The sequence below is a fragment of the Geitlerinema sp. PCC 7407 genome, assembly GCF_000317045.1.
GTDB lineage: Bacteria > Cyanobacteriota > Cyanobacteriia > PCC-7407 > PCC-7407 > PCC-7407.
The window spans coordinates 1,453,936-1,471,346 of sequence record NC_019703.1 but is presented as its reverse complement, the minus strand read 5'-3'; the positions used below and the strand labels follow the sequence as shown (position 1 = coordinate 1,471,346).

The 17,411-nt window shown below is 59.4% G+C and carries 14 protein-coding genes and 1 riboswitch; of the genes, 6 read left to right on the top strand and 8 right to left on the bottom strand.

The features are described from left to right. Positions 1-154: 154 nt before the first annotated feature. Both lptB and GEI7407_RS06230 read right to left on the bottom strand, forming a co-directional pair. Positions 155-883: an LPS export ABC transporter ATP-binding protein gene (gene lptB / locus GEI7407_RS06235; RefSeq protein WP_015171288.1), complete on the bottom strand. Its 729-nt coding sequence runs from the start codon at positions 881-883 to the stop codon at positions 155-157. 102 nt (positions 884-985) lie between these two features. Then, positions 986-1,534, bottom strand: coding sequence for an LptA/OstA family protein (locus tag GEI7407_RS06230; RefSeq protein WP_015171287.1), 549 nt, complete (start codon positions 1,532-1,534; stop codon positions 986-988). Between the two features lie 1,183 nt (positions 1,535-2,717). Here GEI7407_RS06230 and GEI7407_RS19370 point away from each other — a divergent pair. The 4 genes from GEI7407_RS19370 (at position 2,718) to GEI7407_RS06210 (ending at position 9,836) form a co-directional block, all read left to right on the top strand. Continuing rightward, positions 2,718-5,138 (top strand): WD40 repeat domain-containing protein, encoded by a 2,421-nt coding sequence (locus tag GEI7407_RS19370; RefSeq protein WP_015171286.1) that lies wholly within the window; start codon positions 2,718-2,720, stop codon positions 5,136-5,138. 212 nt (positions 5,139-5,350) lie between these two features. After that, positions 5,351-7,429: an Eco57I restriction-modification methylase domain-containing protein gene (locus tag GEI7407_RS06220; RefSeq protein ID WP_015171285.1), complete on the top strand. Its 2,079-nt coding sequence runs from the start codon at positions 5,351-5,353 to the stop codon at positions 7,427-7,429. 264 nt (positions 7,430-7,693) lie between these two features. Next, positions 7,694-9,370, top strand: coding sequence for a SpoIIE family protein phosphatase (locus GEI7407_RS06215; RefSeq protein ID WP_041268755.1), 1,677 nt, complete (start codon positions 7,694-7,696; stop codon positions 9,368-9,370). A gap of 4 nt (positions 9,371-9,374) precedes the next feature. Beyond that, positions 9,375-9,836 (top strand): anti-sigma regulatory factor, encoded by a 462-nt coding sequence (locus tag GEI7407_RS06210; RefSeq protein WP_015171283.1) that lies wholly within the window; start codon positions 9,375-9,377, stop codon positions 9,834-9,836. A gap of 337 nt (positions 9,837-10,173) precedes the next feature. Here GEI7407_RS06210 and GEI7407_RS21910 read toward each other — a convergent pair whose 3' ends face one another. Further along, on the bottom strand, positions 10,174-10,626 hold the full coding sequence (locus tag GEI7407_RS21910) for a DUF4278 domain-containing protein (protein WP_015171282.1): 453 nt from the start codon (positions 10,624-10,626) through the stop codon (positions 10,174-10,176). Positions 10,627-10,665: 39 nt separating this feature from the next. Beyond that, positions 10,666-10,754, bottom strand: a riboswitch (Glutamine riboswitch). Positions 10,755-10,909: 155 nt separating this feature from the next. Then, a complete protein-coding gene (locus GEI7407_RS06200) occupies positions 10,910-11,458 on the bottom strand; it encodes a 2'-5' RNA ligase family protein (protein WP_041268754.1) in 549 nt (182 codons plus the stop codon). Positions 11,459-11,621: 163 nt separating this feature from the next. On the opposite strand from GEI7407_RS06200, the gene GEI7407_RS06195 reads away from it, so the two are divergent. Further along, on the top strand, positions 11,622-11,891 hold the full coding sequence (locus GEI7407_RS06195) for a YciI family protein (RefSeq protein WP_015171280.1): 270 nt from the start codon (positions 11,622-11,624) through the stop codon (positions 11,889-11,891). Between the two features lie 103 nt (positions 11,892-11,994). Beyond that, positions 11,995-12,462: an SsrA-binding protein SmpB gene (gene smpB, locus GEI7407_RS06190; protein ID WP_015171279.1), complete on the top strand. Its 468-nt coding sequence runs from the start codon at positions 11,995-11,997 to the stop codon at positions 12,460-12,462. 151 nt (positions 12,463-12,613) lie between these two features. Here the strand turns inward: smpB and GEI7407_RS06185 are convergent, their stop codons facing one another. The 4 genes from GEI7407_RS06185 to GEI7407_RS06170 form a co-directional block, all read right to left on the bottom strand. Beyond that, a complete protein-coding gene (locus GEI7407_RS06185) occupies positions 12,614-14,011 on the bottom strand; it encodes an IctB family putative bicarbonate transporter (RefSeq protein WP_015171278.1) in 1,398 nt (465 codons plus the stop codon). Positions 14,012-14,206: 195 nt separating this feature from the next. Then, positions 14,207-15,679 carry a GAF domain-containing sensor histidine kinase gene (locus GEI7407_RS06180; RefSeq protein WP_015171277.1) on the bottom strand — a complete coding sequence of 491 codons (1,473 nt, stop codon included), beginning with the start codon at positions 15,677-15,679 and terminating at the stop codon, positions 14,207-14,209. Positions 15,680-16,124: 445 nt separating this feature from the next. After that, positions 16,125-16,670: a salt stress protein, Slr1339 family gene (locus tag GEI7407_RS06175; protein ID WP_015171276.1), complete on the bottom strand. Its 546-nt coding sequence runs from the start codon at positions 16,668-16,670 to the stop codon at positions 16,125-16,127. 102 nt (positions 16,671-16,772) lie between these two features. Then, entirely contained in the window at positions 16,773-17,375 is a 603-nt protein-coding gene (locus tag GEI7407_RS06170) for a VWA domain-containing protein (RefSeq protein WP_015171275.1), read from the bottom strand. Positions 17,376-17,411 lie beyond the last annotated feature (36 nt).

Below are 17,411 nucleotides of genomic sequence, written 5' to 3'. Positions count from 1 at the left end.
ATCCCACCGAGCATTTTCTGGGCTGAACTGGCAGGGCTCTCTGCCAGTTCAACCACACCAGAAGTGAGTCACAGATTCCGATTGCGGGCAGGCGATCGGCCTGTAGACTTCCCTAGCGCTGCTCTGGGCCAGAGCGTATTGCTTGACCGCGAGCCTAGACTTGGAAGTTGTCGCCCAGGTAATACTGGCGCACCAGGGGGTTGCCGTAGAGCTCCTCTGTGCTCCCTGCCGCCAAAATCTGGCCGTCGCGCATGATGTAAGCCCGGTCCGTGATGGCCAGGGTTTCTCGCACGTTGTGGTCGGTGATCAAGATGCCCATGCCGCGATCGCGCAAATTCGCAATGATCTCCTGAATTTCGGCCACCGCGATCGGGTCCACCCCCGCAAAGGGCTCATCTAGCAGCAAAAATTTGGGGCCTTCTACCCCCGAGGCCAGGGCGCGGGCCAGCTCGGTGCGCCGCCGCTCTCCCCCCGATACCTGAATGCCCAGGGTGTTGACGACCTTTTCCAGCCGGAATTCTTTGATCAGGGTGCGCAGGCGCTGATTCCACTCTCGGCGGGGGACATTGGTCTGCTCCAGCACCAGCATGATGTTGTCCCGGACGCTCAGGTTGCGAAACACGCTCGGCTCCTGGGCCAGATAGCCAATGCCAAGGCGCGCACGCTTGTGCATCGACAGGGAGGTTATATCCAGCTCATCGAGCCATACTTTGCCCGTGTCGGGTTTCTCAAGGCCCGTGGTGATGTAAAAAGTCGTGGTCTTGCCGGCACCGTTAGGCCCGAGGAGCCCCACTACCTCGCCTTGGGCAACGGAGAGGCTGACGCGGCTAACAATTTCTCGCTTCCCGTAGGATTTATGAATATTTTCGAGCGCAATCTTCAAAGCCTAGCTCCCACTGATGCTGCACCGATGCGTTGGTTTGGGTTGATAGCTGCGATCGCCCCCTGGATTTTCTAGAGATCCCTGGGGGAGCGTCGGTCCAGTTCATCGGTTGGTCGAGGTCGCTCCGCTCGGCGCAAACACCGGGTCTGGGCTAAACACTGGGGGCGGCGCTTGGACTTCGGGTGGGGGCGCGCTGGGGCCTGGGTCGACCTCCAGGTTGGCGTCGTTGACCAAATAAATGGACTCTACCTGGCGGCTCTGATCGGGCAGCGCCACAAAGCGGCCTTCGTCGATCAGGTAGGTCACGGTCTCGCCGCGCAGGCTGTTGCCCTCTTGGAGGATGTAGACATTCCCGCTCAGGACGATGCGCCGCTCCCGACTAAAGTACTGCGCCTGGGAAGCGGTCGCCTGAATTTGGCGGGCAGGGTAGTCGATTTGGACATTGCCCCGGGCGGTCACGACGCCGGTTTTGGCGTTGGCCTCCTGAATGTCCGAGCGGAGAGTGAGCGATCGCTGGGGTCCGGCGGCTTGGGCAATGGCGCGATCGGTCGTGCTGGGGAGGGTGATCAGGGCAGACAGAGCCGCAGGCAGCAAAAGAGCCAGTCCAGTCGGTCGCATGATGCGGGAAAGTAGAGTCGAGGAGAGCAGCATGGATAACGGGCTCGAGGGTAAAAGTGAAACAGCGCTGGGGGAGGGCGACAGTATAAGAAGGTTTGATCCAAGGCTAGTGTACCCCGTCTCCCTGAGGCGCAAACGTGGCAAAACAGCCTGGAAACCCCTGTCTCCCGAGTTCCAAGACCCGAGGATTTTGTAAAAAGTTTCCTGCTTGCCTAGACCCCTGATCCAGCCGAATGCTCCGAAAATCAGGAACGAGCCTTTTGGATTATCAGGAGTCTCTCCGCAGGACCGAAAATGAGGCCGCGATCGCCTGGGAGAGTCCCGCGCATTTGGGGAATCCTGAAATAGCAGGCGACATCCACCCTAGTGATCGATATCACTGGCTGACTAATTTCTCTAGGGCAATTTGATTAGGGACCGGGCAGTGCGATAGGGTAGCTGCCAGGGTCACAAAGTTCACTCGTTACCCAGGCGCACCTCAGGGCGTTCTGTCGCGCGGTACCTTGCTAGCATCTACCTTCCAAGCCTTTGCCAGCATCTGCCGCCCTCAAAGCTTTCAGGGTTATTTCACGCTCTATCAGGCCGCAATACAAAAGGCGATCGCCCGCTGAGCCAGAGAAGGTCCAAGTTCCCTGGTCTGCACGATCGCCCCTTGTAAGGCATCTGTTCGTTTTGGTCGTCTACCGCTCTGTCTGACGCAGACAGAGATGACCCAGGGGAACCACCAAGGAGTCGCAAACCTTTTGGTGATTTTCCCAAACGCTTCTATTGCCGCGTATTACCAACGGCTTCTTGTGAGGAGCAGTATTCCGAAAAGTCTGAGCGCGCTCTGGCAGAGCGTGCCTAGACCAATGGCGATCGCCCGAAACGCAGTCGCCATTCCCTAACCCGTCGGTCAATCCGGAGAAAGACGCAATTGGTCTCGCACGGAGATACTTTACTACCCAGGGTTTTTACGGAAGCACTACCAGTGTACAGACCGAAAATTGCCATGACAAGGACTGTGTCTGAACTTTAAACAGTCTTGATGGATCTGTATATTTACTTAATTTTGTAACGCGAGACCTTTGCTGCTTGCTCCGGGGCCATGGACCAGCAGCGGTGGCCGGGGACAGCCGGGCGCGATCGCCTGCTGATACCCCACCCAGAGTTCGGAACGGGACCGAGCCTCCTTCACCGCTGCGCTTTTCTTGACCCGCTACGGAGGTTTATTTCCATGAGTCTTGCTGACTTAGGCGTTACCCAAGCATTTTTCAACGAAGCCTACTACCTGGCCCAAAACCCCGATGTGCAGTCAGCCGTGAGCAGCGGCGCTTTCCAAAGCGGCTACCAGCACTTTTTGGCCTTTGGGGTCCGCGAAGGGCGCAACCCCAGCGCAGGCTTTGACGCCGCCTACTACCTGCTGCGCAATCCGGATGTGGCCCAAGCCGTCCAGATGGGCAGTTTTGAAGGTCCTTTTGCTCACTTTGCCCTGTTTGGGGTGGAGGAGGGCCGCAGCCCAGCCCCTGAGCTGGAGGGCACCAATCTGTCGCAGGTGTTTGAGGGGGGATGGGTCGATCGCAGCTACCGAAACTTGGTGCTGCTGCGGCAGCTCGACAGCTTGGTGGGAGAAGTGGGCACTAGCGTGACGGTCCCGACAGCCCCAGAGCCAGCACCGGTCTTGGTTGCGGCACCCGTGCCCCAGGAAACCGGCGCTGCCGCCGTGCCCCCTCCACCGCCCCTAGCTCAGTTCGCAGAAAGCACGCTGCGGCAGTTTTTTGATGAGGGGAGCTACCTGGCAGCCAATGGCGATGTGGCAGCCGCCGTGCAGAGCGGGACGTTCCAAAATGGTCTTCAGCATTTTCTGCTGTTTGGGGCGCGAGAAGGCCGCGACCCAGGACCCGCTTTTGACAATGCCTACTACCTCGCCCGCAATCCGGATGTGGCGGCCGCCATTCGCCAGAAAGCCTTTGAGAGTCCGCTGGAGCATTTCTTGCTGTTTGGGCGCTTTGAAGGGCGATCGCCCCTGCCGCCCCTGACCAACCCCGGCACGACCGCTCCCGTCGAGCCCGTTGTGCCGCCCATCAGCGGCCCCACACCCGTGCCCAGCAGCTTGGGCGCTCTGGCCGGCACTCGCACTCTGCGCGAGTCTGTGGGAGACAGCGCGCCCCAAGATGCCTACCAGTTCACCCTGGCCAGCGCCAGCAAGGTGAGCCTGGTCCTCGATGGCCTCAGCGCCAATGCCCGGGTGCAAATCCTCAACGGCAGCGGCGCTGTGGTGGCCACGTCGGATCAGCCGGGCAGCCTGGCCGAGGGGATCAATCAGCGGCTAGGCGCAGGGGCCTATCAAGTGCTGGTCTCCCAAGCAGCGGCTGGCCAGAACACAGGCTATAACCTGGTGATTTCGGGGGTGGCGGAGACGACCGGAGCCCTGACCAATCTGGAAGTGACAACGGCGACCTATCTGGGCACAGCGGGAACCGACAGCGCCAGCGCCGTGGAGATCTCGCCCAACCGCGAAATCATTGTGGCGGGGAATTTTAATGGGGTCGCTCAGCTACAGCGCCTGTCCCTGAGTGGTCAGCAGGTGCTGGCGACGGTGCCTCTGGGCGGCACGATGAATGATATGGACCTCAACCGCAGCAATGGCCAAATCGTGGCGGCGGGGAGCTTGGGGGTGAAAATCTACGACGATCGGGCCAATACCTTGGTGCGATCGCTCGCCATCGGGGCCGTGGATCGGGTGGCAGTGGCCAACAACGGCAACTTCGCAACCCTGAGCGATCGCACCATTACGCTGTGGAGCGCGGCGGGACAGGCGATCGCCCAAACCACCCTCGCTTCGCGCACCGACATCGCTGACATCGCCATCAGCCTGAACGGCACCCAGGTCTACGCCACCGGCTACACCCAGAAGTCCGCCGACCTTCAGGTTCCCTTTGTCACCGCCTTTGATGCGTCCCTCAAGCCCCTCTGGAACCAGTGGGACTACGGCGCTACCACCGCCCTCAACGGTGGCAAAGCAGCGGATTCGCGCGGCGTGCGCATCAGCATTGGCCAAGACGGCGGGCTGTACTTCTTGGGCCGCACCGACGGCGGCAATAGCGTGTTCACCTGGAACGGCTCTAGCACCAGCGCCCTGGGCAGTGGCCAGCTGATCCAAACCGACGCCTACAACACGCCCTACAACCTCCCGGGGGCGATCACGATGATCTATTACGCTCGCCTCGATCCCCTGAGCGGAGCGGTGGTGAAAAGCCAGTTTGCTCTGACCCGCAAAGGCAGCGGCGAAGGGAACAGTTTTGGGGGTGACTCCATCACGGCGGATACGGCGGGCAACGTCTACATTGGCGGCTACGCCTATGCCACGATCGCCAACCGAGACAGCACCGCCATCGCAGGCCAAACGGTGGGCAGCTACAGCGCCAATGAACCCGCCGTGCTGTCGGTCTCGGCAGACTTCAGCACGCGTCGATACTGGAACACGTTCAATGAAAGCGGCGCGAGCGGCACGGTCAACGGCTTTGCGGTGGGCTATGGCCGCGCCGCCGCCTTTGGCACTGTGAAAACGGGCGCCGTGATCACCACCGCCAGCGCGCCTAATCCGTCTGCGCTTGGCGGTCAGGATGCCTTCTTGGCCACCTGGTCCACCCTGTAGGCGATCGCCCTCTAGGATCTTTCGGGGAGCTGCGGTTCCCCGAAAGCCCTAGGGAGGCTTAGACCTGGTCGGTACAGGCTACCGATCAAGCTACTGACAAAGAAAAACTTGCTGCCGATCCTGGGCGTCCCCAAAAATTGCTGGCACACTGGGGATACCGCCACGGCCCGTTTTGGGGGCGGGCGATCGCTCGAAGTTTCGGGGCAGAGCCCGTGTCAACCCAACTTTCCCGCAGCTTCCTTCGGAGACTGGGCCACTGGCGCGAAGAAGTGGCCCAAGCGTGGCTTGCGATCGCGCCGGAGCTCTCGGAAGCGCAGCTGCGTCAAGGCGTGACCCGCTGGATTCAGCGACGGCTGTTTTTGGCCTTGGCCTATCGGCAGGGCTGGGAGACTGCGCCCGATCGGCTGAGACCTTGGCTGACGGAGGGACTGCCGATCCCAGAGCAGTTTGACCCCTTTTTCGACGAGCGATCGCTCTCTGCCTGGCTACAAACGGTGCCAGTGAGCAATCTTCCTTCGCCAGAAGCCTCGGCTGAGTGGCTGGGCTGGGTTTACGAGGCGAGTTTGCGCTATTGCCTGGTGCGAGAGGGCGATCGGGTGCGCGGGCAGCTGCGCGCCACCCACGGCGATCGCCAGCTTCGGGGGGCTTTTTACACGCCCCGAGAAACCGCAGACTACATGGCAGCCGCCGCCATCAATGCAGTCCAGAGCGCTACAGACTCGGTTTTGCCGCGGGTTCTCGATCCCGCCTGCGGCGCGGGGTCGCTGCTGCTGGCGGCCTATCGCCATCTGCGATCGCGCTTTGCCAAGCCTTTTCCCCCCGCCGATCCCCTGGCCTATCTGCAAGCGCTCCACGGCGTCGATCTCGATCCGGGCGCTGTCGAAACGACCCGTCTGGCGCTCATTCTGGAGGCGATCGCGGCAACGGGCGATCGCGGGTTGCGGGACTGGTGGCCCCTGTGGCAGCAGGCGGAGCAGCAAATTCACTGGGGCAACGCCCTGCGGCATCCTGCCGACACCAGCCCGTCCTGGCCGAGTTTTCCGGATTTTTCGTGGCAGCAAGCCTATCAGGAGGCGATCGCCAGCGGCGGATTCGAGGTGGTGCTGGGCAATCCGCCCTTTCTGGGCGCTGAGCACCTGAGCCTCCACCAGCCCACCTGGCGGCAGTACTGTACCCAGCATTATCAAACGGCCACCGGCAACTGGGACTTGTTCTGCATCTTTCTGGAGCAGGGGCTCAACCTGTGTCGAACAGGCGGCATCACCAGCCTGATCGTTCCCAACAAGCTGGGTTCTGCGGAGTACGCCGCCTCAGCCCGTCAATTGCTGACCCAGCAAAACCGCCTTTTGGTGCTGCGGGACTACGCCCACGCTTCGCCCTTTTCGGTTTCGATTTATCCGTGGGTGTATGTGGCGCAGAAAATTTCCCCCGCCGCCGCCCACAGCGTCCAGTACGAGCGCCTCGAGCGATCGCCCACCGGATCGCCCCGCCTCGTTCGCCAAACCCTCGACTATCAGGCCTGTTTCGGCAATCCCCAGCGGCCCTGGCTGGTGGGCATTCAGCAGTCGGCCCTGGCCCTAGCGGAGCGGCTGCAAGCCAGCAGCGCCCCCCTCCAGGCGATCGCCCAAATCTGGGGGGCCGCCACCGTCGCCGAGGCCTATCAGCTCCAGCCGCTCCTTCAGGAAATTCCGACGCCCCAGTCCGGCGATCTGCGCGTCATCAATAGCGGCACCATTGATCCTTACCGCTGCTGCTGGGGCGAAAAGCCCCTGCGCTACCTCGGCCAAACCTATACCCATCCCGGCATCGCCCAGTCCCGGGTGGCCCTGCTGCCGCCCAAGCGCCGTCAGCAGGCCTGCACCCCGAAGTTAGTTGTTGCCAGCATGACCCGGGCCCTCGAATGCGTAGCCGATTTTCAGGGCGACATCCTGGCGGGCAAGTCCACCACCATCGTGCTTCCCCGCGAAGACCTCCGCTATGGCCTGGCCCTGCTCAACAGCAAGCTTATGAACTTTTATGTCCAGCAGGTCTACGGCAGCAGCGGTCTGCGGGGCGGCTATCTGCGCCTAGGGCCGCCCCAGCTGCGCACCCTGCCCGTCCCAGGACTCAGTCGGGCGGGCGATCGCGCCCTCCAGCAGGCCGTGATTCGCCAGGTCGGCCAGTCTTTGGCAGGTTTGGCGATCGCCGACAGCTCCGTCCGCTCAGCCATCGACACCCTGGTCTATCAGCTCTACGGCCTCAGCGCCGACGATATTTCCCTGATCGAAGAGCACACTCGCAGCGTATCCTAGGGCGATCGCCTCCAAGCACTAGACCTTTCGACTCAAGGCATTGCAATGCTGTTACAAACTGCCTGAAATTGGGTACTTTATGGAGCAGCAACCTGATTGTTTTAGCAATACGCTTGACTCGGTGAAGAGTTTCCTTGGCGATCGCCCCATCGCTCCGGATGCTTTCCAAAGTGGCTCAACAGAGACCTATCCTAGACAATGGCGATCGCGTCTTTGCTGTTAGACACCACCACGCAAGCTATTCACCTCACACTGGAGCATCGCATGAGCCGGGAAGACAGGAGCAAGCTCAGATTAATGGTCGTAGATGATGAGCTGCACAACCTGGATCTGCTGTACCGAACCTTTCGCCGAGAGTTTCAGGTCTATAAAGCCAGCAGCGGCGTCGAGGCGCTGCAAGTCCTCGACGAAGTTGGTGAAATGGCCATCATCATCTCCGACCAGCGCATGCCCGGAATGAACGGCACCGAGCTACTCAGCAAAACCGTTGCCCAGTATCCCGACACCATCCGCATCGTGCTGACAGGCTACACCGACGTCGAAGACCTCGTCGAAGCCATCAACTCCGGCAAAGTCTTCAAGTACATCACCAAGCCTTGGGACTCCGACCAGCTCAAGATGACGGTGCAGCAAGCCGCCGAGACCTATCAGGTGATCAAGCAGCGCACCGACGAACTGCGGCGATCGCTGCGGCGAGAATCCATCTTCAACGCCGTCAACACGGCCATCCGGGAGTCCCTCGACTACCACAACATGCTGCAAACCATCGTCGAGACCCTCGGGCGGATCTTCGAAGCCGAGCAAGGCATCCTCTACCCCGTCGAAGACGATCACTTTGTCTCGCCCACCTACAGCTTCCCCAGTCAGCCCCCCGAGTCCGCCGATCCCCCTCCTGGCCGCGAGCCAGGGGCGATCGCCCAAAAAGTTCTCGAAACCCAAACCACCCACCGCTTTACCCAAACCGAAACCAGCACCCAGGACCAGCTCGCCGTCCCCCTGATCTACCAGCAGGCCCTGCTCGCCGTTCTGGTTCTCGGTCATCAAGGCGATCGCGTCTGGTCCGACGAAGACCTTCAGCTCCTCGAAGAAGTCGCCGGCCAAGCCGCCCTCGCCATCTCCCAAGCCATCCTCTACCGCCGGACCCAAGAACAAACCCAGCAAATGCGAGCCGAGCTCGCCGTCGCCCGCCAAATTCAGAGCAACCTTCTGCGCCAAAGCTGGCCCGACCTCGACAGCGTCAACATCCAAGCCTCCTGCTACCCCGCCCGCGAAGTCGGCGGCGACTTCTTCGAAGTCTATATCCATCCCCAAGGCGACATCTGGCTAGCCGTCGGCGACGTCTCCGGCAAAGGCGTCCCGGCCGCCCTCTTTATGGCCAGCAGCATCTCCGTCATGCGGCGAGAACTCGCCCAAGAAATCTCGCCCGAGCCAGACCTTGTCATGCAAAACCTCAACAGCATCCTCTCCGAGGATCTGGTGAGCAACAACTGCTTTATCACCATGGTGCTGGCACGCTACACCCCCGAAACTCGGCAGCTGGTGTACGCCAACGCTGGCCACATCTATCCCATGGTCTGGTCTCACAAGACCGTCATCCAACAACGGAGTGCCGGCGAAATCACAGTCGAGCCAAACTACCTTAAGGTTCGGGGTGTCCCCCTTGGAATTTTGCCCCTTTGGAAGGCACCCTCCGGCAGCCTTGTTCTCAGTCAAGGAGAGATTCTTTTGCTAATCAGTGATGGCATCACGGAAGTTACCGTGAACAATAGCAACGGACGTAGCAACCAGCCCCACGGCACCATGCTGCAGCAGGCTGGACTCTGGCACCTCCTAACCCAAGAAGAGAGTCCCTTTGAGCTGAACCACCTGCTATCTCGGATTCGAGAGCACAACCAAATCCAAGAGGATGACCAGACCATTCTTTCGCTGGAGGTTTTATAAGTCGATGAGGACTGAGCTACACATCCCGAGTGATCTCAAGTTTTTGTCAATCGTCGAGAACTGGCTGTTAGGAGCTTTGGAACTCGAACTGGGTGACCACGTGGACTGGCCTCGGCAGTCTAATCGACTTCGTTTAGCCCTGGTAGAAGCCTATTCCAACGTGGTTCGCCACGCCCATCGTGATAAACCCAATCTTCCTGTCTTGCTGCGCCTAGAGCTCAAAGATCGAGACATCGCGCTGGAGATTTGGGATCACGGTAAAGGGTTTGACCTATCAACCTACTTGCCTCCAGAGCCCGGAGACAAGCAAGAAGGCGGCTACGGCTGGCTCATCATGAACCGCCTCATGGATCGCGTCGAGTATCGTCTCCAGGTCAACGGCCTCAACTGTCTCAAACTAGAGGCCAGTTTGCCAGATGACTCCAAGGCAGCCCAGGCTCCATCGGCCTCTCCTGCCAGCAATTGACTCCAAATGAACGACCCCAGCCTAAGAGGCATGGGGTTTCTGTCGCTTCTTCGCCCCAAGTTGCCGCATACTTCCGCCCGCGGTAGCGCTTGGCGACGCCACAACGAAAGAGGCACGTTCCTTACCCGTGGCCCAAGCCAAGTTGACTGGGGCCGCGTTAACCTCCCGATTCTCAACGTCAAAGGGGACTGATGCGTGCATCAGTCCCCTTTTTGCTTTCGAGCTTGGAGTTTCCAGGTTGTTTTTTGCTTGCTAGCAAAAGCGCCTCTGAGGACTCAGAGGCGCGGAAAACGTCAACGGTTATTTGGACCAGTCAGCGTTGGCAGACTGCCGAGCACTAGCTCAGAGAAGCAGCGCTGCGGCCGTACATTGCCCGGAAAGTGGGATGCACTTTGCCCTGAATCCGGTTCCAGTAGTTCGAGATGCTTTCGCTGAGGCCAACTTCATTCGCAGAGCGGCTCAAGAGGGCCTGTTGGCGGTTCTTGATTTGGCGCTGCTGCTTCATCATCAGGGCGCGAGACCGATCAACAGCCGTAGCCAGAGCGGGCGCGGGTGCTGCGGTGGGCGCTACAGCGGGCTCAGCGACAGGTGCTTGGGCTGCTTCGCCGGGGCGGTAGGCGACGCCGCGATAGCGCAGCTCAAGGGTCGCTGGCATCACCATTGCTTTTTTGGGGTTGCGGAAACGCCAGTCTAGGCCGCGATATTTGCCGGTGCCGACGATTTCGCTGTTTTCGAAGGAAACTTCGGGGGGGGTGTATTCGTAGCTGGTGCCACGGTAAGTGAGTTTCATGTATCGCCTCCAATCGTTGGTTTTGAGGTGGTTGATAGAGGCGCGTTCCTTCGGGGTAATTCCCTACTTCCGTCCCTTACGGAGAAACTGACTTAGGTTTACGGATTTTCTCTAAAGGGATGAACGATTTGTTTCTGTATACATTGTTACGGTTAGGATGATTTTTTGTCAAATGCGGGAGTCGATTCTCAAAAAGGCTGAAGCTCTTTCCTGGCAAGTGTTTCATGATTTTTGTTCATGACGAACAATTGCTTTATTAACAAAACTTAACAAAATAGCCGATTTATGGGCGCAGGGAAAAGGTGCGGACGGGATGCCAGCGGCGATCGCGATGGAGGAGGAGGGTAAGGTGCTGGGCGGTGAACTGGTGGTTGAAGGGGCGATCGCGGAATTGGGGCCACGCAGCCTGAAACTGGTCGGGACGCAGGTCTTTGTAGGCGAGGGTGAGGTGGGGGGCGAAGGGTCGGGTTGAGGGGTCGGCGATCGCCAGCGTGGTTTCGAGGTGCGATCGCAGCGATCGCTGCAAGGCCAAAAGAGGCTCGCTCCGGTGGACGTGGAGATAGATCACTCGGGGCGGAAAAGCCCCAAAACCGCTGAGCTGAATCTCCAGGGGTGCTTGCTGGGCCGCAAAGTCCTGGAGCGTCGTTTCGAGGGTGGGGGCCTGGTCGGCTGGCCACTGAAAGGGCGGCTGCAGGGTGATGTGGGGCGGAGACTTGAGGGCGGCGCGGCTGTCGTAGTGGGCCGCGAAATGCTCTTTGAAGGCAGTCGCCTCGGCCTGGAGGGGTTCTGGAGGCAGCAGGGCGATGAAGTACAGCTGGGACGTTGGGCTCATGGTGCTCGAGCAAAAGGCGATCGCCCCTAGTTTAGCCAGACAGGCGATCACAGCTTGCGAGGCGATCGCCACCAAATTGCTAGAGTGGGAAATCGATACCTCCTGCCAGCCCTGCAAAGGCCTAGCGAGATCCAGACTCTAGAGATTTCCCTACAAAAAATCCATGCCTTGGTTTGTGAAAATCGAAACCGGAATTGTCGAGAAGTCAGTTTTTGACCAGTATGTGCCTGCACACAAGGTCTATGTGCAGCAGCTGATTGACCAGGGCCACGAGGCCAAAACGGGCTACTGGAAGGAGCGCGGCGGCGGTATGCTGCTTTTTCGCGCCGAGTCTCTAGAGCAGGCGCGCCAGATCGTGAAGCACGACCCGCTGGTCAAACATCAGTGCGTTTGCTACGAGCTGCACGAGTGGTGTATTGCACTCGGAGAGTGAGGGCGATCGCCTCTGATCGCGCTAGAAGCCGGAAATTCTCGATAAGCTAGACTCTAGGGCGCTCAAATGCCCTTCTTGATTGGTGAGCCGCACCCAACGTTTTATGGCCAAAGAAGACGACGGATACAAAGTTGTAAGCGACAATCGACAAGCTCGCTATCAATACGAAATTTTGGAGACCTACGAAGCGGGCATCCAGCTTCAGGGGACTGAGGTGAAGTCAATTCGGGAAGGCAGGGCCAATCTGCGCGACGGCTTCGCTCTGGTGCGCGGTGGCGAGGCCTGGCTGATGAATGTCCACGTGTCGCCCCACGAAAGCGCTGGGCAGTTTTTTCAGCACGATCCGCGCCGCAACCGCAAGCTGCTACTGCACCGCAAAGAAATCAACAAGCTGATCGGCAAGCTGGAGCAGCAGGGCCTGACCCTGGTACCCCTCAAGCTCTATCTCAAGCGTGGCAAGGTCAAGGTCAGTCTGGGCCTGGGACGCGGTAAGAAGCTCTACGACAAGCGGGAGACCCTAAAAGGCCGTCAGGCCAAGCGGGAAATCGAGCGGGCGCTCAAGCAGTACTAGAGAGGCTCACAAAACAGATTCACGCCGACTGCGCGGGCAGTTCGGCGTGAATTTGCGTTTATTGGCAAGTAGTGGAAGGGGGAAGCGGGATTCGCCCTCGCCGGTTGGTGCCCAGAGGCCTCAATCCGGCCCCCTGGACGCCAAAGCGGCCTCAGAGAGAACTTTCTGGCGTCTCATCGGCCATCCGAGAGCGAGGCAGGTAGAAGCTGGCGAGCAGGGCCAGGCAGAACCACCAGAGCGTGTTGACCTGGGGACGGTACCAGACGGTGTCTACCAGACCGTGAGCCAGCAGACCGGCGATCGCAGCGATCGCAGCGACCAGCCACAGCCCATCGCGATCGCCCACCAGTCGCAGCCGCTGAATGCTAGACCAGCCCTGATTAAACGCAACAAACAGCAGGCCCAAGAAGCTTGCCAAGCCCAAAAGACCCGCCTCAACCGTGACCTCCAGAAACACCGAGTAGGCGCTGAGGGCGCTAAAGCGAGGCCGCTGATAGGCCGGATAAATCAAGTTGAAGGCATCATTGCCGGGACCGATGCCCAGAATGGGGCGATCGCGGATCATCTCCAGCACCGACATCCACACGTTGATCCGGAAGTTATTGCTGCTGTCCTCGCGGCCGGCAAAAATGCTGAGCACTCGCTGCTGTAGCGGCTCAACAAACAGGACCGCCAGCACGCCCACGCTCACCATCGCGCCTAGCAGCACCGGCAGCGCCCACACCCGCCAGAACGGCGAAAAGCGAATACTCCACCATTGCACCATCAGCACCGACAGCACAAAGGCTAAAGCCAAAAAGCCAATCCAGCCCCCACGGCTATAGGTCAAAATCAGACACGCCGTGTTGAGGCCAAACATGGTAACCGCCAGCAGTTTGGGTACCCAGCCGCGCCAGTGAAAAATCGCCACGGCGCTTAGGGCGATCGCCGGCAGCAGGTACGCCGCCAGCAAATTGGGGTTGCCCAAAAAGCTGTAGACCCGGATCGTGTTGGACAGTGGCGACTCCGGGTCGACCCAGGTCGCCAGCGCCGTCGCCCCAAAAAAGCGCTGACGAATTCCGTATACGCTCACGATCAGCGACGCGTGGAGGTACACCGTGATCAGCCAAGAGCGCCAGCGGGGCGATCGCAGCACCCGAGCCATTAGCAAAAAAAGCAGCACGTAGAGCGTCAGCTTCGTCCAGCCCTCAAACGCTGCTCGGCGCACCAGCGACAGCCCCATCGCCAGGGTCATCACGCCCCAAAAGAGCGTCACCATCCCGTGAATCGGCGTCAGGCCGCCCACTTCGCGATCGTCCGAGAGCGTCACAATCAACCAAAAAGCCCCGCAGGCCAGCAGCAGCAAGCCAATCAGCGCGTTCGTTACAAAAGGCGCAAGGCCAAAAACCGCGCTCAGCAGCCCAAAGCCAAGCGGCTCAGACCACTGCAAAAGCCAGCTACCCTGTCGCCAGCTGCGCAGCAGCCCCGCAAAGCGACCGACATAGCTGTACTGAAACCACTGGGTCAACACTGAGCCAGAAAGCGTCAGCTGTTGCCAAATTGAAGTCATCGAATTCCTCCGAGAGACCCTATCCGCCGAGCGGGGGAGAGACAAAAGCAGCGAGATCAGCAAGACTCGACGCCCCGAAAACAGACCTGTCCCAGCGCCAGATTAAATCATTGCGATTGGGAGACTATCTGTTTTGGCTCTTGCCATTATCCGCAAAAACGCCGCCAACGGAAGGGACCTCATCCGCGCAAAAATTCAGGAAATATCCAGCAAGTCTTCGCGCGAAGGCAGCTCAATGACGTAGCGATAGCCGGACTCCGGTGTCCCCTGCAAGGAAATTTGGCCGCCGTGAAGTTCGGTCAAATAGCAGCTCAGCAGCAGGCGAAGATTTTCGCGATCGTCCGTTTTCAGGTCCGCATTCGGTTCCTTGATCGCCTCAGGAGGCGTGCTGAGAGCCGTCACCGTCGTCTGACCGGCGATCGCCCCACTCGCCAAGCCGCCATTCTCAAACGCACTGCTCAAATTCGCCAGAGCGGCTGCCTCATTGATATACAGCTCACCATAGGGCAGCCCCTCCCCAAGCCACGGGTGAGTCACCCAAATTGCAATGTTCAGGCGATCGGCCTTGCGCGAGACGTGCACCCGGATGATGCTGCCCGCATTGGCCGCTTGGATCACGCTAAACAGCAGGTGATAAAGCACTTGCCGAACTTTTTCCTTGTCCAGAACCCAAATGCGATTGCCCGGCTCGATGGACAAGCTGACCTGCAATTCCTGGCGCTGAGCCGCCTGGGCCAAGCTGTTGATCGCCTGCTGGCACAGCATCTCAATATCCACCGACGTCAGGCTGAGGGGATGGCTGCCCTCACCCAGATTGCCCAGCTCCAAAATCTCATTCACCAAGGACAGCAGGTACTGGCCGCTGCAGTGAATAACATTCAGGTATTCCTTTTGCTTGCTGGTCAATGGGCCATAAATTTCCCGGTTGAGCACGCTGGTCATGCCCAAAACCGACGTCAGGGGTGTGCGCAGCTCCTGGGTCAGCTGATTGAGCAGCTGCACTTTGACCAGATTGGGGGAATGGGTGAGGGCGACGGGCTGGAGCGATCGCTCCAGATCACCGGCTAGCGATCGCTCTAGGGCCGGCGTCACGCGAGGGGGCCGACTTGTCTGGGCTGCATAGCGGCTGCGCTCGTACTCGCTCACGCTCCAGCGAGCGATCAGCTCCAAGCACTCCGCGTCGCGGCTGGTGAAAGTGCGGGGCGACAGATCAAAAATCGCCAACGTCCCCAGACAGTGTCCCGAGGAACTCATCAGCGGCGCTCCCAGGTAGGAGCGAATGCCATACTGCTGGACCAGCAAGCTCCGGGCGATCGCCCCATTGCTCAGGGTGTCATCGATCGCCAAAACCTGGTGACTGTCCACCACGTAGGTACACAAAGAATCTTCACGCAGCAGCTGCCGCGAGGTCGCCAGCTCATTCATCAAGCCCAGGTGAGACAGCCCCACCGCTGCGCGAAACCACTGATACTTCTGATCAATAATGCTCAGAACACAAATAGAAGCTTCAAGAAAACGTGCGGCGGTCTGAGTAGCCTCTTCAAAAATGGGGATACTGCCGGCTTCCGTAAGTTCCAGCTCAGTCAAGCGGGCGAGGCGCTGCTGCTCCCGGGCGGCGACCGTGAGGCCATCCAAGCGGCAAAATAATCTATTTTCTGGGCTTACCATTGCCTACCCTAACTCCAGTACAAACAGACCGTGCAATCAGCTCAATTCATCAACGAGATCTTGAAGGGTAGCTGACTATTCCCAGCATTCCCGGTCAAATCAGCGGATGAACACCTTAGATTACCGAAGTGTTGAATTTCGAACGATTGACGACTAAGTACTATTACGGTTGACGGCCAAATTCAAGAATTAATCTACTACCTGAGCTAGATGCGGTACCAGCTCAGAGGATTTTTGCTTCTCACAAAGAAGCAGGCCGAGGGGCGCTAGATTTTGGCGCTTACTGGCGAAAAAGTGAATGTTTCAAGGGCGATCGCCTCCAAAAAGCCAAAAATTTAGGCTAAGGCTCCTTTTTCTCCAGAAGCCATTTAGCCTATACGCCCTTTGAGGCTGTTTTAAAGATTACCTTTGTCTACGTAAAAATGCTTAAAGTTGAGGGTTTAGCCTAGGGCTGTCCCTCTGGCGAATTCAGCGCCGAGGCCCGCAAAAAATCGATGGCAGCCTCCAGACGCGAGGGATAGCGCTCAGCAAACTGGTTGAACCACAGTCCATCTGCCGACAGCGGATCGAGCTTGGACAGCCAGTCTTGGGCTTGCTGAGCGAAGGCAGCACGCTCTGCCGCCTCTTGCTCGCGCTGGCGCTGTCGCTCTGCGGCGAGGGCCTGCTGGCGATCGCGCTCTGCCGCTGCCTCTTGCTGCTGATACGTCGTCTTGAGCGAGCCCAGGAGCTCGTCTAGCCCCGGATCGCGCGGCGGCGTCAGGGGCGGTAAGGGGTCGGGCGTGGGCGGCGTGGGCGATCGCCCGCTTGGGGAGGCGATCGGCTGCGGAGTGCCCTGGATCTGGCCCAGCAGCTGATCCAGCGAAGCCTGACCAGAGCGACTCTCCGGCGGGGTCGGACTCGGAGTTGCTGGGGGCTTCGGCGGGGGCACGCTCTCCGCCTGCACCTCCGCTAGGAGCTTGTCAATGGGGTCGTTGGGGTCAAGGGGAAGCATGGGGCGATCGCAGTCAAGGGCAAACAGCAGCCAGCACCAGAGCACTTTTTCAGTCAGCGAGCCACGAACCTAGTCCAGGCCTAGTCCAGGCCTAGTCCAGACTTAGTCATTGATCGCGTTGATCAGCACCTCTGCCAAACTCAGCTCCTCCATATCGCCCAGGGTGATGGTGTCGCAGATATCGAACTTCGCGCCCACCGCCTGGAGCTGATCATCGAGAGCCTGGAGAAAACGGGTTGCCTGGGGGTCATTGCCCACCTGGATAAACGAAACCGCCAGCTCCTCGTCGCGCTCCAACTTCCGCGACGCAGTGACGATCACCTCCATCACCGCCTTGCGATCGTCCGGTTCACCGTCGGTCACCACCAGGATCGTCTCGCCCTCGGTGGCAGTCTGACCGGCTCCCTTGCGCTGGAAGTAGGAATTGAAAGCGTCCTGGAGCACCGCTGCCAGGTTCGTCGTGCCAACGGGGTCGTTTTCTAGGAAAATCTGCTCGACCTTGGCCGAGGTGACATTGTCGTAGCGCTTGAAGCGACCCGAAAACACGTAGACCGTGATGCCATCGGGATCAAACTCTTCACACTTGCGGGCCAAGGCCAGGGTCGACTCCTGGGCTTCTTGCCAGCGGCTGCGGCCGCCGCGCTGATCTTTGGTAGACATGCTGCCACTTTTGTCGAGGATCAGCGTATAGTCGCGATTTTGCAAGGGGCCTCCTTTCGGATCGAATCAGATCTGAACGTT